Raw genomic sequence first — 14,897 nt, 5'->3', positions numbered from 1 at the left:
AGCGGGTCAACCGTGCGGCGTGCCGTGGTGGCGCTGTTGGGGACGAAACGGCGAATGAATGTTGCCGTTATCGCTGCGAAGAGCGACATGAGAAGCGTGTTCGTAGAGCGGGGCCAGGGCCGCATTGCCGATGACGACGGCGAGACCTCCTACAGACGTCCGGTCCGGCTTTGCGCATGAGCCGGGCTATGGGCCACTGAAAGGTGATAGTCAGGACCGAGGCGTAGGCAAAAATCACCGCCGAGCACCTACTCCTGCTCCGCTGCGCTCCAGTTCCACTGGAAGCCCGAAATACAGCTGGTTGGTGGCCAGGAGATTGACGCTGTAGAAGGCCGTGAACCGGACGAAAGCCCGCGACCCGTACCAGGCAACCCGCGATCATTGACTGCCGTGCTCCCCATCGATCGGCAAGCCCCGCCGAAAAGAAACAGTCCTTGCTGTGCAAAGGTGCGCGCGCCAAGAACGATCCCGACCGCCAGCGTTCCCATGCCGAAGTCATCCCGCCGATGTTGAGCATCAACTGGCTGGCCAGCAACAGCTGCGGTGCAGGTCCAGCAGTGACAGGACCTTTACGCATCGTGAGGGTCACGTGCGGCTGGTTTCCTTTTCTGGATGCACCGTCCTAGGCAGGCCCTGCGGAGAGATGGGCAATCTGTTCGGGCTGGAGGGGCCGGATCGCGTGGCCTTGCAGGAGGAAGAAGAGGCGGGCGGTCTCTTCCACTTCCTCAACAGCGTCCACTGCTTGTGCAAGGGAGGGCGCGGAGACGATCGGCCCGTGGTTCGCCAGCAGCAGGGCACGGCTCGATGCTGCGGCCTTTTCCGCTGATTCCCCCAGCCCGTGATCGCCGGGTGCGAAGTAGGGCAAACGGACCAGCCGTCCGACCCTCATGACGAAATAGGCCGTCAAGGGCGGCAGGACGTCATCGTCGTCCACGTCCTCCAGGCACGAGAGCGCTGTGGCGTATGTGGAATGCACATGGGCTGCCGCATGGTCCTGGGGCCTCGCCCGGTACATCGCCAGATGCAGGAATGCCTCCTTGGACGGGCGGGCACCGGAAAGGTGTTCGCCGGCGTCCGAAACCAATGCCAGGTCGTCTGTTCTGAGTTCACCCAGAGAGGCGTTGGTTGGGGTGACTAGCATTCCGCCAGCGACGCGTACACTCAGGTTCCCGGACGTTCCCCTGGTGAGGCCTCTCTGGTGCAAGGATCTGGCCAATCGGACGAGTTCGTTGCGGCTGTCCACATCGGTCACCGATCGTGGTCCCACGCGTCAAGGAAGAGTCGCGGGTCTCCGAGGTTCCCGGACTTGAGCAGGATGGCCAGCCCGTCGTCGGTTTCCGTCGTCAGCCACGGCACGCCGGGCGTGACTTCCCTGCCGACACGGGCTGTGCTGATGCCGAGGCTGCGGACGACAGCCCCGGAGGTCTCTCCGCCCGCGACGATCAGCTGTCGGCAGCCCAGGCGGATGAGCCCTTCGGCGATCGTGGAGAGGCTCTGCTCGGTCATCTCGGCGGCCCTGGCCCGGCCCAGGTGCCCTTGGGCCCTCGATACCTCCTCTGGGGAGGCGGTGGAATGGATCAGGACCGGGCCGTCCTCGATGTTCTTGCGCGCGAAGTCAAGCGCTTCGCCGACCACGTCCTGTCCTTCAGCGATGGCGACGGGGTCGACGAGGAAGCAGGGGCGTGACTGGCGGAACGTGTCGATCTGGGCTCTCGTCATCTCCGAGCAGCTGCCTGCGACGATCGCGGCCGGACCTGCTGGCCGGGTCACCCGCGCCGATTCTGGTTGGACGAGGGACCCACGGGCAATCGCCAGCCCGCCAACCAGCCCTGATCCTCCGGTGACCAGCGGATGATCGAGCAGCGCGGCACCCAGCACCGACAGATGGTGGTCATCGAGGGTGTCGACGACGGCGTACCCGATGGACGCGGTGCTCACAGCTTGGAGGTGCGCTTGGACTGCCGCCGCACCGGCTTCGATTGCGCTGTAGCCAACATGACCGACGAGGGTCTTGGTCTGCGCCTGCAGGAGCCTCGGCACGTTCGAGTCGGACATCGGGGTCAGCGGGTGGTGGCGCATGGAGGATTCCTGCAGGAGGTCCATGCCGGCGAACAGAACACCGTTGTACACCGTCCGCCCCAGAGCCGGAGTGCCCGGAGCAACCACTGTGACCTGGCCGTCCGGGACGAACTCGTTGCGCAGCGCGTCTGCCACGGGACCGATGTTGCCTTCTGCGGTTGAGTCGAACGTCGAGCAGTACTTGAAATAGAGCTGCTGAACGCCCCACGACTTGAGGGTGTGCGCCGCCGCCAGAGACTCCTCCACAGCCTCGGCGGCGGGCACGCTGCGGGTCTTCAGGGAGATGACGACGCAGTCGACGTCGTGCAGCTGCATTGACGGCTCGGGAATGCCGAAGGTCTGGACCACACGCATCCCGGCGCGCACAAGCGTGCCGGCCACGTCGGAGGCACCCGTGTAGTCATCGGCGATGACTCCCAGCCAGGGGACATCGGCTTTCGTTGGGCTGTTTGGCATCGCCGGAATCCTTCTCGGATGTGAGCGCTTCTTATGACACTTTGGACGGGAAGATGGTGCTGAGCTGGGTCATGCCGGAGTCGGGGGAAGCAAGGATGATGGGTCCTCCAGGCTCCTCGTGGGTGTGCTTGACGACCCGGGCCATGGACGCTTGCGCGAGAACGACGACGTCGCACTCCGTCGCAAGTTCAGAGAAGGCGGCGAGCACTAACGTGTCATGCATCGCCCGGTCACCTGCGCGGAGGGCCTCGAACGCGCCGTCCACTTTTCTGGCGGTAATGGCGGGCGTCTGGTTCTGCCTCCTGGCCGCGGCTTGGACGAGCCGTGTAGTTGGTCCAAGGGTCGCAGAGATGGTCGCGAGCACGCCGATCCTGTGGCCGGAAGCTACGGCGAGTTCCGCCATGGGCGCGTCGATGCGCAGGACAGGGATCGACACGAAATCCTGCACGGTGCTCGCCGCTTCGCCAATCGAGGAGCAGCTGACCAACAACGCCTGAGCGCCAGATTCCTCCGCATAGCGGGCATAGCTGACCAGCCGCCGACGAACATGTCCTGGTGTCGTGCCCCTGGCTACGGTGTCTCGGAGCAACGACTCGTCGACATAGTGCAGGACGCGGAGGCCCGGAACCGCTTCCGTGGCCCGGGCTTCCATGTCCGTCACCAGTCCGGGGACCGTATGGAGCATCGCAAGCAGCGGCGTGTGCTTGTCTTGGGCTCCCTCGATTTCTCGTTCACAGCACGGACGGGACGAGGGATCGATGATGCTCGACGTTGAGTTCATGATCGTCTTTCTGTTGTTCGCGGCGCTCGGCGACGCTGAAGGAGGAGGCGGCTGTACGCCTGCCGCTAGTCAGTCGAGGCCGGGATGTTCTTGACGACAAACACCTTGCGAAGTGGTTCGTGGATGGTCCACGTGCCCTCCCAGCCGGCGGGAGTCACGAACAGGGTTCCCGGGCCGATGTCAAAGCTGCTGCCATCCGCTTCGGTGATGGTGGCGGACCCGCTCAGGATCTGGCAGATCTCGTCGTAGCCGGGGCGCGTGCTCTTGGACACTCCCGGAGTTGCCTCCCAGATGCCCACCCTGAAGTCGTCCCTGGTCCACAACCGGAAGGACGCTTCCGTCTGGCCGGGCGTCAGGGAAGCTTCCTTCGGCCTGTGCCCACCCAGATCTGCGGTGGTGGTGTGAGTCATGACGGTCGCCTTGACCATTGCTGCTCCCTTCGTCTTTGAGCCGCTCGTGCGAGCGTCCCGATTCCGGGACCGCACTGCTTCAGCCAGATGAACGTAGCAAACAAGAAGACGCTCGCTAGCTGCCTCAGGTGCAAGCCGTTGTTTCTAATGACGAAAGAACCGCGGAAGGCACGGGATTTGCGAGCCGCGCCTTCTTCTTGCCTTCAGGGAAACAATGCGTTTGCCCTGGAAGGCTCAATCTCGCCTCTTCTTGTCTGATACGTTCCTGTGACTGGAAGCGGAGCAGACCCCTGGAGACCGCATCAAGGGTGAGACAGAAGGAGCAGTTTTGATCAAGGCCACCGTTATGCGCGACGCAACGACCGCAGACCCGGGAGAGCACACTCCCAAGGAGAATTCGGTGACGCCCGGCCAAACGGACGTTTCCCTACGCCTTTGGGCTAGGGATGACTTCAAGGTGGGCATCTGGGAAGCCACTCCGGGAGTGTCCAAGGCCATCCGGCAGAATGACGAGATCTGCCAGATTCTGAGCGGGTCCGCCACCATCACGGAAGCGGATGGCACCAGCTTTGACATCGGTCCGGGAACCCTGTTCGTGATGCCTGCCGGCTGGGAGGGTACCTGGACCATCCACGAAACCGTCCGAAAGATGTGGGTCGTGAGGGACGTTCCCGCCTCTGCTGAGTAGCAAGCCAGGATCCCGCCGCCATGCAGAAATGCGCGCGGGTCGTCCCCCAAGGGGGACGACCCGCGCATGATGGAACTGTCAGGCTGGAAGGCTGACCTTCAGGGCAATCGAACTCAGTCGAAGCCGTGGCAGTAGACCTTGCGGACGGTCTCGAGGACCTCCCAGCGGCCCGTCCAGCCCTTGGGCTGAACGACCACATCGCCGGCCGAGACCTCGTAGACGTTGCCGGAGCCATTGTCGGTGACCCGCACGCGGCCGCTCACGATGTAGCAGAGCTCCGTGTCCTCGCGAGGGGTGATGTTCCAACCGCCCGGCTGGCACTCCCAGACCCCCATCTTAAAGGGGGTGTCGAACTTCAGGATCGCCGTCTTGGGGTCGCCCGAGTCGTAGCCGGCGCGGTGGCCGTTGGGCTCGAGCTCACCCTGGATCTTGTCGGCGGGCACGTAAACGTAAGGCTGCATGAAGCCTCTCCTCCTCGTAGGTTGTCAATTGTCGACAATACTAAAGCCGCCAGAAGGTGATGTCTAGGAGGAGACGACTAGGGGTGTAGTGACAGCGCCTGAAGCGGAGATCAAGACATGCCCCTGGCCCCTCTCCCCCACGGGTTTCCCTTCTCACGGGTTTCCCTTCCCCACGGGGTTCCCTGGGAAGGGTCAGCAGACGTCGTAGAGCAGCTGGTCCCCCGCCACCCGCACGCCCTCGGTCAGCGGATGCGCTACAGCTCGGCCCGGAGGCATAAGGTGGGACACATCGGCACCTTCGAGCAGCACGGCGTGGTCGGCGATCAGCCGACGGTGGCACCGCCACCACACGGTCTCGCTGCACATGATGGCTGTGCGGCGCTCTTCTGCTTCCTCAAGCGCACTTGTCAACGCGGCGGTGAAGTCCGGTGTACGCATGTAGGCGGCGTAGGCGCGGAAGGACTCGTTCCGCAGGGCGATATCGGGTGACCCGGCAGGCAGCTTGCGGAACCCGCCGAGCCGCTTCTCCCAGCGGTACTCGATCCCGGCCTCCGGCAGCCAGACTTCCATCTCGCCCCTGCCGAAGTGCGGGTGCTTCCGGCTGCCGGGCCCGATGCGCACGTCGATGATGGAGGCGACCTGGGCCCTGCGTAGCAGCCGCCGAAAGTCCTCGGCGCTGGCGGCGCCATGGCCAACCGTGAGCAGCAGCGTACGGGCGGCCGTCATGGACCGAGCCTACTGCCACGCCTGATTCCGCGCCGGTGTCAGGTCTTAGCCCCTCCTGTAGCTGAGAGATCCCTCGAGGGCTCGAGCGACAATCTGGTTCGCCATATCCGAAGGGGATGCCGGACTCCGCAGCCCGTGGCGATCCGCCAGGTCCGCGCGATCGAACTCGTGCCACACGGACTAAGCGGCCTCGAGATCGCTGAACTCATGGTCCGTCCGGGTCTTCACGCGTTCGAGGCAGACCTCGAGCGGCGGCAGCAGGACGGCATAGTGGACCTCGCCGAGCCCCGTGTGCTCGAGGAAAGTCTCGGCGAACCACGGCCCGATGACCCCGTCACCCTCGACGAGGGCGCTCGTCTCAAAACGGTCCGCCAGGAGCGCGGCCGTGGTCGACTTGCCGGATCCGGGAGGGCCGCTGACGATGATCAGCTGGCCCACGTCATGCTGCCCTCTTCCGCACGCTCCATGGCTCCCCCATCATCTCGGATGCTTGCGCTCGTCCTCACCGTAGGCGAACGGCCGCCGGCCCCGGAACCTGGAGAGTCCTCCTCATCTCGCCCCCGCCGCGGCGCTCACGCCTCCCAGGCCCAGCCCGCCGCAGGGAAGCCGGGGCCGCGCACGGGCAGGCCTTCGGCATCGGCCTTGACGAGCCCCGGCAGCTTCGCGAGGACGCGCGCGAAGTTGGACGTGTCGGGCTTCCCCCTGCCCGCCGCCACGGCGAGCTCCCGCGCGAGCCGCGCGGCGTCCGCCGTCGTGAACCGCTCGCCCAGGAGGGCCCGGGCGAGGTCCGCGTCGGAGAGCAGCCCGTCGGCGACCGAGGCGGCTGCATGCCGCACGATCGCGTCGTGGTCGAACGGAAGGTGGCCCAGCTCGGCGATCGGCACGGCACGGGCCCTCTCGGGGTGGACGACGGCGTGCTGCGCGAGGGCGGCGACGTGGACGACGGAGAGCGTGGGGCCACGGGGGTCGCGGTCGAAGTCGTCGAACACGGCCGTCTGCCGCAGCGCGAGCACGTGCTTCGCGCGGACCCCCGCCTTCGTCTCGAGTGCCCGGAGGGCCGCCTCGGCGAGCCGCTCGTTCGCGCGCAGCAGGACCCCCGGAAGAGCCTCCTCGCCGAGGAACGGCTCGAAGATGCGCTTGGCGACCACGACGTGCAGGTTGCCGTCCCGGAGGACGAAGGGAACGGTGTCGATCGAGACGAGGGGCTGCTGGTGCTCGGCGGTCATGCCTTCCATTGTTGCCCGGAGCTCCTCCCGGCCCGACGCACCCGGCGCACCAGGAGGAGGGCCTCGCTCACGCGACGTTGCCGAGCACGGCGCGGACCTCGGCGAACGACTGCCGGCGCAGGAACCGCCCGTCGGCCCACACCGGCTCGAGCAGGCTCGCGGCCTCCTGCTCGGGCGTTGCCCGCTCCATGAGGGAGAGCTCGCCGCGCCCGTCACGGACGACGGCGAGCCGGCCCGTCGCCGACTTCTTCGTCCCCGAGTCGGTCACGGGGTCCTTCAGCAGGTCGTGGCCGACGCCGTCGATCTGCACCCAGGTGGCCTTGACCGCCGACGAGAACGTGTCCCGCGTGACGTACTGGTAGGTGAACGAGCCGACCCCGAAGACGATGTTGGAGGCAGCGAAGCCCTTGGCCTCGAGGCGGGCGGTGATGTCGCGTGCCCGGTCGAGCGTGATCGAGTCCCCGTAGATGAGGCCCACGTGCGGGTCGAGGACCTTGAAGCCCTTCCCGTTGACGGTGCCGCCGAAGGCCTCCCAGAGAAGGTCGACGGCGCCCCGCCCGGCTGGGGTGCGCACCTCGCCTTCGTCGGGTCCGGCGGTGCCGCAGACGATGTCCGCCGGATCGCCCGAGTCGGGCCTGATGACGACCTTGCCCTCCCTGCCGAGGACCCTCTCCTTGAGGGCGGGGAGGATCCCGGTCAGGACGTTCCACAGGTCGAAGGTGTCGGAGACGATCGAGACAATCCCGGACGGGTGAAGGTCAAGGATCCGCTCGAAGGTCGCGAGCTCGCTCTCGGCGCTGATCCCTGCGCACATGACCGAGTGCTCGGTCGCGGGCACGGAGCCGAGGACGTGGCCGTTCTCCCCCGGGTAGTAGCGGCGGATCCAGTCGAGGCTCGCGAGCGAATCGGACCCCCTGGAGGACAGCAGGTGCCCCGCGCCCGAGGCGGCCGCGGCCGTCGTGCCCGCCATGCCCCGGTACGAGAAGTCGTGCAGCTGCCAGTCGACGGCGGACGGGTCCCCTCCAGTCCTGTCGGCTGCGTCCTCGAGGAGGCGACGGTACTGGTCGGCGATCGTCGCGGTCGTCGAGGGCTGCCAGACGGCCGCGCTCAGGGCGGTCTCAATGTAGTTCACGAGCCAGAAGAACTCGGGATCGGTGTTCTCGATGGTGAAGGACGGCACGCGAAGCGGCACGCGGGTCCCCTCGGGCAGCGAGCGGAAGACGAGCGGCAGGTGGCCCTTCCGGTGGAGGGCGCGGATGTGGTCGCTGCCGATGCTGTTCGGGCCGAGGATGGCCTCGAGGGTCGCGGCGTACTCCGCGACCGCCTCGTCCTCGTCGGCGGCGAAGAACGGGGCGAAGGCCTCGATGCAGTAGGCCTGCAGGAACGCCTGGAGGCCGAAGTGCACGACCTTGTCGACGCCCGGAACCCGCGAGGCGCGGTTGGTGTAGTTGCTCAGCACGTACTCCGTGCCCTCTGGGTACATGTCGCGGTGCCCGAGCTTGTAGGCGTCCGTCTGGAACAGAGCGGCGGTGGCGGCAGGGCCGGTCAGGGCGGCGGCCGGGGCGGGCGTGGTGGTCGCAGTGGTCATGGTTCAGCAGCCTTCCAGGAGGTGCGGGAGGAGGGGATGGACGACGGCGCCGACGTCGGGATTGGCGGCGCCCGGGTGGGAGTCGGTGGTGTGGATCGTCCCGTAGTGCTCGCGCAGTGCGGGCGCCTGCCCGGAGAACACCCCGTGGCTGACCCACAGGTCGAGGCGGTCGGGGCCGAGGCCGGTGGCGGCGGCGAGCCCGCGGAAGGTTCCGCCGCCGTCGCAGATATCGTCGACGACGAGGAGCCGGCCCTTCGCCGGGAGTGGCTCGCAGGAGAAGCCCGAGAGCTGCCCGCTCGCGAAGTCGCGCTTCTTCCTCGCGTGGTAGACGGGGAGGCCGAGGTGCGCGGCCGTCTTCTCGGCGCGGGTCCGGGCGCCCTCGTCGGGGCAGATGATTCCGGCGTACTCCCCCAGCCGGCTCCCGAATGCATGGGCGACGACGGCGTGCGGCTCGACGACGCGAAGCCGCTCGACCAGGCCGGGCATGACGGGCGAGTGCGGGTCGAAGCACACGACCTGGTCGGCGCCGATGGAGTTGATCAGGCCGGCATACACCCTGGCGCCGAAGGGGTTCCCACGGTCCTGCCGAGCGCCCGGCAGGTACGGGATGAGCGCCGTGACGGTGGCGCCGGCCTGGTGGGCGTAGTCGGTCCACATGGCCGCGGTGACGTAGTCGTTGGCGTCGCTGCCGGCGAGCCACAGGTACCGGGGAGTCTCCCCCGACACGAGGGCCCGCTCTGTCACGATGTGCCGCTCCCCCGCGGGAAACGTCATCGGGACGGCGATCGACTCGACGGTCCAGCCGGCCCCTGCGGTAGCGAATGCCTTGAACATGCCTCAACGATAGCCTAATACTCGTCATTTGACGAGTATTAGTTTTCCGGCAGATCTCACGTGCGCGTTTCCTACGGCGCGGGGCCCGGGATCAGGCCCCGACGTAGGCCGCGAGGTGCTTGCCGGTGAGGGTCGAGCGGTCCGCGACGAGGTCCGCGGGAGTGCCCTCGAAGACGACCCGCCCGCCGTCGTGCCCCGCCCCGGGCCCGAGGTCGATGATCCAGTCGGCGTGCGCCATGACGGCCTGATGGTGCTCGATGACGATGACCGACTTCCCGGAGTCCACGAGCCGGTCGAGGAGGGCGAGCAGCTGCTCGACGTCGGCCAGGTGCAGGCCCGTGGTCGGCTCGTCGAGGATGTAGACGTCCCCCTTCTCCGCCATCTGCGTGGCGAGCTTGAGCCGCTGGCGCTCGCCGCCGGAGAGCGTCGTGAGCGGCTGGCCCAGGGTCAGGTAGCCGAGCCCCACATCGGCAAGTCGGTCGAGGATCGCGTGGGCTGCCGGGGTGCGGGCCTCGCCCTCGGAGAAGAACTCCTCGGCCTCCGCGACCGGCATCGCGAGGACCTCGGCGATGTTCCGCCCGCCGAGCGTGTACTCGAGCACCGACGCCTGGAACCGCTTCCCCTCGCACTCCTCGCACGTCGACTCGACGGTGGCCATGACGCCGAGGTCGGTGTAGATGACCCCGGCGCCGTTGCACGTGGGGCACGCCCCCTCGGAATTGGAGCTGAAGAGCGCCGGCTTGACGCCGTTGGCCTTCGCGAACGCCTTGCGGATCGGCTCGAGCAGGCCCGTGTAGGTCGCCGGGTTGCTGCGGCGCGAGCCGCGGATCGCGCCCTGGTCGACGACGACGACGCCGTCCCGGCCCGCGACGGAGCCGTGGATGAGGGAGCTCTTCCCGGAGCCCGCGACGCCCGTCACGACAACGAGGACGCCGAGGGGGACGTCGACGTCGACATCCCGGAGATTGTGCGTCGACGCGCCGCGCACCTCGAGGGCTCCGGTGGCCGTGCGCGGGGCCTCCTTGAGCGCGGCCCTGTCGTCGAGGTGCCGGCCCGTCGTCGTGTCGCTGCCGCGCAGGCCCTCCACCGTGCCCTCGAAGCACACGGTGCCGCCCTGCGTCCCGGCGCCCGGGCCGAGATCGACGATATGGTCTGCGATCGCGATCATCTCGGGCTTGTGCTCGACGACGAGCACCGTGTTGCCCTTGTCCCGCAGCTGCAGCAGCAGGGTGTTCATCCGCTCGATGTCGTGGGGATGCAGGCCGATCGACGGCTCGTCGAAGACGTAGGTGACGTCCGTGAGCGAGGAGCCGAGGTGCCGGATCATCTTGGTCCGCTGGGCCTCGCCGCCGGAGAGCGTGCCCGAGGGTCGGTCGAGGGAGAGGTAGCCGAGCCCGATCTCGGCGAACGAGTCGAGGAGGTGCTGCAGGCCGGCGATCAGGGGGGCGACCGAGGGATCGTCGATCCCCCGGATCCACTCGGCGAGGTCGGTGATCTGCATGGCGCAGACCTCGGCGATGTTCTTGCCCCTGATCCTGGAGGACAGCGCCTCCTGGCTCAGCCTCGTGCCGCCGCACTCAGGGCATGTCTGGAAGGTGATGGCGCGCTCGACGAAGGCGCGCACGTGGGGCTGCAACGAGTCCACGTCCTTGGAGAGCATCGACTTCTGGATCTTCGGGATCAGGCCCTCGTAGGTGAGGTTGATCCCCTCGACCTTGATCTTGGTCGGCTCCCGGTAGAGCAGGTCGTGCAGTTCCCTCTTGGTGAACTTGCGGATCGGCTTGTCCATGTCGAAGAAGCCGCTGCCACTGAAGATGCGCCCGTACCAGCCGTCCATGCTGTACCCGGGGATGGTGAGGGCGCCCTCGCTCAGCGACTTGGCGTCGTCGTACAGGGCGGTGAGGTCGAAGTCGCTGACGGACCCCATGCCCTCGCAGCGCGGGCACATTCCGCCGAGCCGGTTGAAGGTAGCCTTCTCGGCCTTGGTCTTGTCCCCGCGCTCGACCGTGATCGCCCCGCTGGCCCGCACAGTCGGGATGTTGAACGAGTACGCGTTCGGCGAGCCGATGTGGGGCTGGCCGAGCCGGCTGAAGAGGATCCGGAGCATCGCATTGGCGTCGGTGGCCGTGCCGACGGTCGAGCGGGGGTTCGTGCCCATCCGCTCCTGGTCGACGATGATCGCCGTCGTGAGGCCCTCGAGGACGTCGACATCCGGCCGGGACAGCGTGGGCATGAAGCCCTGCACGAACGCGCTGTAGGTCTCATTGATCATCCGCTGCGACTCCGCGGCGATCGTGGCGAAGACCAGGGAGCTCTTGCCCGAGCCGGAGACTCCGGTGAAGACGGTGAGCCGCCGCTTGGGCAGCTCGATGCTCACGTCCTTGAGGTTGTTCTCGCGCGCGCCGTGCACGCGGATCAGGTCGTGGCTGTCGGCCAGATGCCGGGCGTCCGGCTGGATGTACCCTCTCGCGAGCGTGCTCACAGTTCCTCCATCTCCTGGCAGGGCGAGCCGCTCTCGGACGCTCCTGGATGCGGATGAGAGTGGATCGTGCTGTCCATGGCAGCCATGCTAGCCACGGGCCCCGACGGCGGCTTCTCGATTCCTGACCGGCCGCGTGACCTGCTTGGCGATGCAGGCCGGGATGCCCTCGGTCGAGCCCTCCGCGAGGCGCCGATAGGCGCTGGGCGGCATGCCGACCAGTTCCGTGAAGCGGGTGCTGAACGTGCCGAGCGACGAGCATCCCACCGCGAAGCAGACCTCGGTGACGCTCAGACCGCCACGCCGGAGCAGGGCCATGGCGCGCTCGATGCGGCGGGTCATGACGTAGCTGTACGGCGACTCCCCGTAGGCGAGGCGGAACTCTCTGCTGAGGTGGCCGGCGGACATATTCGCACCGCGGGCGAGCGACTCGACGTCCAGCGGTTGGGCGTACTCCCTGTCGATCCTGTCCTTCACCCGCCGCAGCCGCGCGAGGTCACGCAGGCGCTGTGCGGCCGCCGGGGTCGTGGTCATGTCCCGATCGTGCCACGGCCAGCCGGCCATGCCTAGCGGAGCGGGCCAGCGCGAAGGCACGCAGCGGCGTCGTGAATTGACACAACGAAAGTTCTGGAAACCCATGGCCGGCGACAATTAAAAAGGCAACTGTGTGTATTGCAAACGCCTCCTTGACACAGCAGGATTGCAGCCGGCGTGGACGGCCCGGAGATTCCGATGGGTGCGGCTGGTCCTGGGACCCTATCCGCAGCCGCCCGCGTGGGCCACCGCGCGGCCGGCCGCACTCAGGGGCGGCGAGGGCACCCTCTCCGACGGTGCAAAGTTCTGCTGGGTGGGGACATGCAATTCTCGAGGACCGTCACAGGAAATGCGCGTTGGAGGAAATTCAACATTTAGCCCGAGAATAGCCGCCCGGCCTCGACGAATTTCAGTGGAGGGCGATGAGGAGCATCTCCGACGTGCCGGGAATGCAGGTCTGCAGGAAAATCGGAGGATAGCCGCCAGAAAAGCCCGCGAGGACGCCCTGCTGGGCGCCTCGGGAGACGACCATGCGCTCGTACGCGGTGAAGGTCCCATAGCCCTGGACGGTGACGACGGTCCCCGGCTGGATCCAGCCCATCCTCGCCCAGCCGCCGCAGAAATCATGCTCTGCGATGCTGATCGAAACCGTGACGGGCGTGAAGCGGACGGGGCCGGCGCAGGCATCGACGGCCGCCTGTCCCCCCGCTCCGACGACTGGGATGTAGGCCCCCGGCGCAGGAGCCGGGGCCGGGGCGGGAGCCGGCGCAGGGGCAGGCGCAGGCGCAGCGACGACCGGCGCCGGCGCAGCCGCCGCGGCTGCCTGCGTTTCCTGGGCCTGCCGGGCCGCGGCCTCCGCCTGCCAAGCCGCTTCGGCCTCCGCCTGTCGAGTTGCCTCGGCCTGCCGCTCGGCCTCCGCGCGCTGCGCGGCCTCGGCCGCCTCGCGTTCGGCCCTGAGCCGCGCCTCCTCCGCAGCCTGTGCCGCCGCCTGCTCGTCGCGGACCCGGGCTGCCTCGGCCTCGAGCTCGTTCGCCCGCTGTGCGACGGCCCGCTGTTCCTCCACGGGATCCTGCACTGGCGGGGCCTCGCCGACCGCCGCCGCGGGCGCTGGCGCTGGCGGGGCTGCGGCCGAGAAGCCCCACACGGCCGCCAGGCCCCCAAGGGCGGCTAGCGCCGTGATGGAGGCGCGTTTCCAGGCTGGGCTCGGGGACATCGGCGGACCTCTGATCGGGACCGGTCTGTTTCCGGTCGGAGATTCAAAGATCTTCAAGCGCCAATATGCTCGTAAAGCATTTCGGGGCGATTAGAGTACCGCCCCAGGGCAATTCACGTAGTCACTTCGCGATTCCGTCACCGCGCGGAGTGAATTCAAGTACTCGGCCAAGTGCCGGGACGGCACGGGTGCGTACTCGAGGGGCCGGGAGCAGTATTCGCCACACAGAGGAGCGGCGCCGTCGTCGACGGCGCCGCTCGGGGATCAGGTGCTCAGAGGCCGCGGGCCGCGGCGTAGCCAGCCATGCCGTCCACGGCGAGTGCATCGCGGACGGCGGCGATCCCAGCGTAGTCCGGCAGGACGATGGACTGGCCGTCGGCCGAGAAGCCCGTGCCGGCGGTGGGCAGCGTGAAGAAGACGCTCGCGGCAGGGTCGACTCCCCTGAGGCCGAAGGCGAGCGTGGCCATGGCCCCCGCGTCGAAGCCGGGATCGGTTGTCACGTACGGGGCCACCGCTCCGATGACCGCGATCGCGCTCGCAGGGTCCTTGATCCTCCCCGCGCCCGTCATGTGCGCCATGATGCCGCGCACGAACGCCTGCTGGTTGCGCACGCGCTGGTAGTCGCCGTCGATGAAGGCATAGCGCTCCCGGACGAATTCGAGGGCCGTCTGGCCCCCGAGCCTGTTGATGCCGGGGGTGAACGTGTGCCTGGTGTCATGCGTGGCCGTGAACGGCACGGCAACGTCGACGTCGATGCCGCCGAGGGCATCGGTGAGCACCTTGAACCCCTCGAAGTCGATCATGGCGTAGTGGTCGATGCGCGTGTTGAGGAGCGTGCCCACCGTCTCGACGACGAGCGGCGGGCCGCCGATCTCGAGGCTCGCATTGATCTTGGAGAAGCCGTATCCGGGAATCGAGACCCACGTGTCGCGCATGATCGAGATGCCGTAGACCCTCTGCCGGTCGGCCGGGATGTGCACGAGCATGAGCATGTCGGCGCGGTGGTCGGACCTCTCCCCCGTCGTGGCCTGCCGGTGCGCCGCCTCGCGCGCGTTGCCCCGGATGTCGCTTCCGATCACCAGGACGTTCAGCGGACCCGGCGGGAGGTCTGGCAGGGTCGGCGGGGGCGGTGGTGGCGGGGTCTCTGGCGTCGGCGGCGGGGTGGGGGTCTCGCTCGGGCTCGCACTCGTCGTGCTCGGCCCGGCCGCCGGAGGAGTGGCCTGCGGCATGGCCAGGACGATCGCCGCCACGAGGGCTGTCAGTACGATCGCGATGGCCGCGGCCATGGCCGCGATCCGGCGGCGCCCCCACGGGGCCCGCCTCTGGGGGCTCGGCGCGCTCTGACCGTTGGCTGAGTCGCTCATGCGCTCAGCATTGCATCGGCAGATCAGGTGCGGGAGGTGCGTTGTGGGTTTGTAATGT

Annotated in this window: 15 protein-coding genes; 1 reads left to right on the top strand and 14 read right to left on the bottom strand. The window is 67.8% G+C overall.

Features of this window, described 5'->3' with window-relative positions:
- Nucleotides 1-622 precede the first annotated feature (622 nt).
- From otnC to ACUYMY_RS08995, 4 genes are all read right to left on the bottom strand, one after another.
- Nucleotides 623-1,243, bottom strand: coding sequence for a 3-oxo-tetronate 4-phosphate decarboxylase (otnC, locus tag ACUYMY_RS09010; protein ID WP_481705018.1), 621 nt, complete (start codon nt 1,241-1,243; stop codon nt 623-625).
- A 5-nt stretch (nt 1,244-1,248) separates the two neighbouring features.
- The gene (gene otnK / locus ACUYMY_RS09005) at nt 1,249-2,535 is read right to left on the bottom strand and encodes a 3-oxo-tetronate kinase (protein WP_481703239.1); all 1,287 of its coding nucleotides are present in this window, start codon (nt 2,533-2,535) and stop codon (nt 1,249-1,251) included.
- A 31-nt stretch (nt 2,536-2,566) separates the two neighbouring features.
- Complete coding sequence (locus ACUYMY_RS09000; RefSeq protein ID WP_481703238.1) at nt 2,567-3,316, bottom strand: aspartate/glutamate racemase family protein; 750 nt, start codon at nt 3,314-3,316, stop codon at nt 2,567-2,569.
- 65 nt (nt 3,317-3,381) lie between these two features.
- On the bottom strand, nt 3,382-3,726 hold the full coding sequence (locus tag ACUYMY_RS08995) for a cupin domain-containing protein (RefSeq protein ID WP_481703237.1): 345 nt from the start codon (nt 3,724-3,726) through the stop codon (nt 3,382-3,384).
- A 328-nt stretch (nt 3,727-4,054) separates the two neighbouring features.
- Between ACUYMY_RS08995 and ACUYMY_RS08990 the strand changes: the two genes are divergently transcribed.
- Nucleotides 4,055-4,414: a cupin domain-containing protein gene (locus ACUYMY_RS08990; RefSeq protein WP_481703236.1), complete on the top strand. Its 360-nt coding sequence runs from the start codon at nt 4,055-4,057 to the stop codon at nt 4,412-4,414.
- A 113-nt stretch (nt 4,415-4,527) separates the two neighbouring features.
- On the opposite strand, the gene ACUYMY_RS08985 is transcribed toward ACUYMY_RS08990, so the two are convergent.
- The 10 genes from ACUYMY_RS08985 to ACUYMY_RS08940 form a co-directional block, all read right to left on the bottom strand.
- Nucleotides 4,528-4,875, bottom strand: coding sequence for a cupin domain-containing protein (locus ACUYMY_RS08985; RefSeq protein ID WP_481703235.1), 348 nt, complete (start codon nt 4,873-4,875; stop codon nt 4,528-4,530).
- A 192-nt stretch (nt 4,876-5,067) separates the two neighbouring features.
- The gene (locus ACUYMY_RS08980; protein ID WP_481703234.1) at nt 5,068-5,601 is read right to left on the bottom strand and encodes a DUF488 domain-containing protein; all 534 of its coding nucleotides are present in this window, start codon (nt 5,599-5,601) and stop codon (nt 5,068-5,070) included.
- A gap of 180 nt (nt 5,602-5,781) precedes the next feature.
- A complete protein-coding gene (locus tag ACUYMY_RS08975) occupies nt 5,782-6,039 on the bottom strand; it encodes an ATP-binding protein (protein WP_481703233.1) in 258 nt (85 codons plus the stop codon).
- A gap of 134 nt (nt 6,040-6,173) precedes the next feature.
- Nucleotides 6,174-6,827 carry an NUDIX domain-containing protein gene (locus ACUYMY_RS08970; protein WP_481703232.1) on the bottom strand — a complete coding sequence of 218 codons (654 nt, stop codon included), beginning with the start codon at nt 6,825-6,827 and terminating at the stop codon, nt 6,174-6,176.
- A 67-nt stretch (nt 6,828-6,894) separates the two neighbouring features.
- On the bottom strand, nt 6,895-8,415 hold the full coding sequence (locus ACUYMY_RS08965) for a nicotinate phosphoribosyltransferase (protein WP_481703231.1): 1,521 nt from the start codon (nt 8,413-8,415) through the stop codon (nt 6,895-6,897).
- Between the two features lie 3 nt (nt 8,416-8,418).
- A complete protein-coding gene (locus ACUYMY_RS08960) occupies nt 8,419-9,249 on the bottom strand; it encodes a phosphoribosyltransferase family protein (protein WP_481703230.1) in 831 nt (276 codons plus the stop codon).
- 91 nt (nt 9,250-9,340) lie between these two features.
- The gene (locus ACUYMY_RS08955; RefSeq protein WP_481703229.1) at nt 9,341-11,731 is read right to left on the bottom strand and encodes an ATP-binding cassette domain-containing protein; all 2,391 of its coding nucleotides are present in this window, start codon (nt 11,729-11,731) and stop codon (nt 9,341-9,343) included.
- Between the two features lie 87 nt (nt 11,732-11,818).
- Complete coding sequence (locus ACUYMY_RS08950; RefSeq protein ID WP_481703228.1) at nt 11,819-12,262, bottom strand: helix-turn-helix transcriptional regulator; 444 nt, start codon at nt 12,260-12,262, stop codon at nt 11,819-11,821.
- A gap of 409 nt (nt 12,263-12,671) precedes the next feature.
- On the bottom strand, nt 12,672-13,325 hold the full coding sequence (locus ACUYMY_RS08945; RefSeq protein ID WP_481703227.1) for a hypothetical protein: 654 nt from the start codon (nt 13,323-13,325) through the stop codon (nt 12,672-12,674).
- 422 nt (nt 13,326-13,747) lie between these two features.
- A complete protein-coding gene (locus ACUYMY_RS08940; protein WP_481703226.1) occupies nt 13,748-14,839 on the bottom strand; it encodes an LCP family protein in 1,092 nt (363 codons plus the stop codon).
- Between the last annotated feature and the right edge of the window lie 58 nt (nt 14,840-14,897).

The organism is Sinomonas sp. T428B, assembly GCF_056780155.1.
Note: the sequence above shows the minus strand (reverse complement) of the source record. Positions and strands in the feature narration are given on the sequence as shown.

Coding starts and splice junctions, on each gene's coding strand:
- ACUYMY_RS08985 (WP_481703235.1), bottom strand. CDS start 4,875: ATGCAGCCTTACGTTTACGTGCCCGCCGACAAGATCCAGGGTGAGCTC.
- ACUYMY_RS08965 (WP_481703231.1), bottom strand. CDS start 8,415: ATGACCACTGCGACCACCACGCCCGCCCCGGCCGCCGCCCTGACCGGC.
- ACUYMY_RS08980 (WP_481703234.1), bottom strand. CDS start 5,601: ATGACGGCCGCCCGTACGCTGCTGCTCACGGTTGGCCATGGCGCCGCC.
- ACUYMY_RS08960 (WP_481703230.1), bottom strand. CDS start 9,249: ATGTTCAAGGCATTCGCTACCGCAGGGGCCGGCTGGACCGTCGAGTCG.
- ACUYMY_RS08970 (WP_481703232.1), bottom strand. CDS start 6,827: ATGACCGCCGAGCACCAGCAGCCCCTCGTCTCGATCGACACCGTTCCC.
- ACUYMY_RS09000 (WP_481703238.1), bottom strand. CDS start 3,316: ATGAACTCAACGTCGAGCATCATCGATCCCTCGTCCCGTCCGTGCTGT.
- otnK (WP_481703239.1), bottom strand. CDS start 2,535: ATGCCAAACAGCCCAACGAAAGCCGATGTCCCCTGGCTGGGAGTCATC.
- ACUYMY_RS08950 (WP_481703228.1), bottom strand. CDS start 12,262: ATGACCACGACCCCGGCGGCCGCACAGCGCCTGCGTGACCTCGCGCGG.
- ACUYMY_RS08995 (WP_481703237.1), bottom strand. CDS start 3,726: ATGACTCACACCACCACCGCAGATCTGGGTGGGCACAGGCCGAAGGAA.
- ACUYMY_RS08940 (WP_481703226.1), bottom strand. CDS start 14,839: ATGAGCGACTCAGCCAACGGTCAGAGCGCGCCGAGCCCCCAGAGGCGG.